General features: G+C 43.3%; 3 protein-coding genes. 1 reads left to right on the plus strand and 2 read right to left on the minus strand.

Annotation, left to right across the window (positions count from 1 at the left end):
* Positions 1-142: 142 nt before the first annotated feature.
* Together IQ229_RS18940 and IQ229_RS18945 are read right to left on the minus strand one after the other, a co-directional pair.
* Positions 143-2,200 carry a thioredoxin domain-containing protein gene (locus IQ229_RS18940; protein WP_194046398.1) on the minus strand — a complete coding sequence of 686 codons (2,058 nt, stop codon included), beginning with the start codon at positions 2,198-2,200 and terminating at the stop codon, positions 143-145.
* A gap of 249 nt (positions 2,201-2,449) precedes the next feature.
* On the minus strand, positions 2,450-2,605 hold the full coding sequence (locus IQ229_RS18945) for a hypothetical protein (RefSeq protein WP_194046400.1): 156 nt from the start codon (positions 2,603-2,605) through the stop codon (positions 2,450-2,452).
* Positions 2,606-3,083: 478 nt separating this feature from the next.
* Here IQ229_RS18945 and IQ229_RS18950 point away from each other — a divergent pair.
* The coding region (locus IQ229_RS18950) for an ATP-dependent Clp protease proteolytic subunit (RefSeq protein WP_194046402.1) at positions 3,084-3,471 on the plus strand (388 nt) is incomplete at its 3' end.

Genomic DNA, 3,471 nt, shown 5'->3' on the forward strand with positions numbered 1-3,471 from the left:
CACAATTACTGTTAATTCGCTTCGGGTCGTCATAGTTATACATCGAATCTGGGTCTGGGTACTAAGAACTGGAGAGTAGGCACTAGACAAACAAGCAGAATAACTCAATGCCCAATGCTCCATGCCCAATGCCCCATGCCCATCATCCCCTATTCTGACTTTTCTCCACCTGCTGCAATAAATGCTCTACACTTTCTGCTGGTGCCAGACACTTCAAACCTTGGCAAACTAACCCAACGCTTCTCTCTGGTAAATCAGATGTTATGGCAAACACAGCCGTTGGTAGAAACTTGGGGATCAGCGAGTTTATTTGCTCAGTGGTGCTGCGAATTAAGGTAGAATTACGATACCAATCCAAAGCTGTAAACAAGCTGGGACAAGCTTGGGGAGCGTGATGCATTACACTTTTAAAAGCTTTTAAACCAAGTTCCGCTAAATCTAAATAATCTAGATTATCGGTGAGTAGGGCGAGACGGACAAGGTTAGCGATCGCAATTCCATTAGCTGATGGTGTGGCATTATCAACATAACTGCGCTCTCTAACAATTAAATCTTGACTAGAATCGCTTGATGTGTTATAGTAACCACCTAATTCTACACTCCAGAGAAATTCGTTAAATTCATCTTGGATAGCGATCGCATTTTCTAACCATTGCTTATGCTCAGGGTTGCAAGCTTGTAAATCCAAGAGAGCTTTAACAAACAAAGCGTAATCTTCAGACTGCGCTAAAACGGTTGGTTCTCCTTGATAGTTGAGTCTCTGGAAACGCCCATTGACAAACTGATTTTCCAAAATAAAATTCGCCGCTCGTGCTGCTAATTCCAGGTACAAAGGTTGTTGGAAAACCCCAGCAGCCTTAGCCAACCCAGAAATCATCAAGCTATTCCAGGCGACAATCATCTTTGTATCTGTCACGGAGGGAATGCGACTTGGCCAGTTAGTGGTTTTTGCTTCCTGGTTGTTCCGAGCCGGGGGAAAAGTTTCCAGCGACTCAGAATTAACGCCATAACGAGCGGTAAACAGCTTACTCAGTGCCATTTCCAGCGTTGTACTCAGTTGACCTGAATGGCGTCTTTGCAAAACATTACGTCCTTCAAAGTTGCCGTTAGGCGTCACCGTAAATTGCTGTTGTAATTCCGTTAATTCTTCAGGCGTTAACAGTTGTTCTAATTCGCTGTAACTCCAGACGTAAAAGGCTCCTTCTTCTGGTTCTACCGCCGTGGATTCAGTGAAGCTATCGGCATCTTGAGCAGCATAGAAGTAACCTTCAGGCGCAGTCATTTCCCGCTTCAGCCATTGTACAGTTCCAGCAACCGCCCTCTCAAAGGCTGGCTCTTGTACTCCTGCACTCCATAAAGAAGCCAGATACTCGACAATTTGTCCATTGTCGTAAAGCATCTTTTCAAAGTGGGGTACTGTCCAAGTCGGGTCAACAGTATAGCGATGAAAACCACCGCCTACATGGTCATAAATGCCGCCCAGCGCTAAGTCTAGTCCCCGCTGGGTACAAATTTGCTTGCCATCATAGCGAGATTCAAAATTAAATCGAGTTCCCCGCAGAGCTAATTCTGTGTAGGGAATCATCGGAAAACTATTGCCAGATTGACTAGGAGTAATTACGCCTGTACTGGTTTCCCAACCTTGGCGGAGTAATTCATGGTCTTCAAGCTTGGTTGTTGTACCATCTTGCAATACCGCAGACGTGAGCAGAGACTCAACAATTAAGGCTTTACGTTGTTGTAAGTCCGCTTTTTCTGTATCGTAATAACGGCGAAGCGCTTGCAAAACTTGCAAAAATCCCGGACGACCATAGCGCGGGTCTACAGGAAAATAAGTACCAGCGTAAAACGGTACTAAATCTTCTGGGGAAAGAAAAATATTTAAAGGCCAACCCCCTTGACCGCTCATCATCTGCAAAGCTTGCATATAGATGCTATCGAGGTCTGGTCTTTCTTCCCTGTCTACTTTGATGGGAAGATAATTGGTATTCATGTAGTCAGCGATCGCAATATCAGAAAAAGCTTCGCCTTCCATGACAGTACACCAGTGGCAACTAGAATAGCCAATGGAAAGAAAAATCGGTTTATTTTGCGCCCTTGCAGTTGCAAGTGCTTCATCACACCAAGGCCACCAATCAATTGGGTTTTCGGCGTGTTTGCGGAGATAGAGGCTCTTAGCTTCAGCAAGGCGATTAGTCATAATCAAACGCAAGTTAGTTTGCCTTCTTTGCTCAGTCTAGCCTGTTCTCAGGCGTGTTAGCCTAGACAGCTATGTAGATTAAGTCAGAAACTCAACGAGCGAATTATACCTTTGTTTTTAATATCGCCTAAGTAAGTTGGTGTAAAAAAATTGCAGTTTTGTAGTCAGCGCTAACTATAAGGGAATCATCTATATAATTGGGTTTATGTACGCCTACTTACTTACACCACTGCAACTTATGAAACATTTTTATTGAAAAGATCGCAATAGCAAGCTAACAATATTTGGTGGCGTTTCTTGCATAGGTGATGCTGTCTTCGTTTCAATTAAAGTATTTGGGCTAAGTCCTGCTATCAGATGGAGCAAGAAGGTGATGATGGCGGCTTGTATAAGTTTTTCCAGCATGGCACGTCTCTCTCTGAATGGATAGCATTTCAACTGCGACTGGTTATTCTAAATACACCTCGTACTCCCGATTTACCGAATCTAACAAAAATAACTTGATAAATTCCGAAGAAAATCCTAAAAAAATGTTTAAAATGTTACTGATAGTTAACATAATTCCCTAAGCAAATCGAATTTCGGTTATCGGTCTAGTCAATACATTGCCAAGGTTGTACAGCAAAGTCCGAGATATAAGATTGGCGACAATTGAAGTTTTTTAATTTATTCTTCCCTAAACCGGGATATTCTCTTAGACAGCTTTTGTCGCTAAAAAGTGCCCTTGGAGGTTGAATCGATTGCAAAAGCACATTTTGCTCCTTTGTTGAATAAGACAGAATAGCCAAGATTTGCTTATATATACCTGGGAATAGTAGAGATCAGCCCCAGTTTCGTGCTGTCACCGATAAAATGTATTTAAAGTAGCCACAAACACGCTTCCATGATTCCTATCGTTATTGAACAATCGGGTCGAGGTGAACGCGCCTTTGACATCTACTCACGGCTGTTACGTGAGCGCATCATCTTTTTGGGACAACAAGTTGATAACAATATTGCCAACTTGATTGTTGCCCAACTGCTGTATTTGGATGCTGAAGACCCGGAGAAGGACATTTATATGTACATCAATTCTCCCGGTGGTTCGGTGACGGCTGGTATGGGCATTTTTGACACTATGAAACATATTCGCCCTGATGTCTGTACAATTTGTACCGGATTGGCAGCGAGTATGGGTGCTTTTCTCCTCAGCGCGGGTGCTAAGGGTAAGCGGATGAGTCTACCCCATTCTCGGATTATGATTCATCAACCTTTAGGCGGCGCTCAAGGAC

It is taken from the genome of Nostoc cf. edaphicum LEGE 07299 (genome assembly GCF_015207245.1).
In the GTDB taxonomy this organism is placed as follows: domain Bacteria; phylum Cyanobacteriota; class Cyanobacteriia; order Cyanobacteriales; family Nostocaceae; genus Nostoc; species Nostoc edaphicum_B.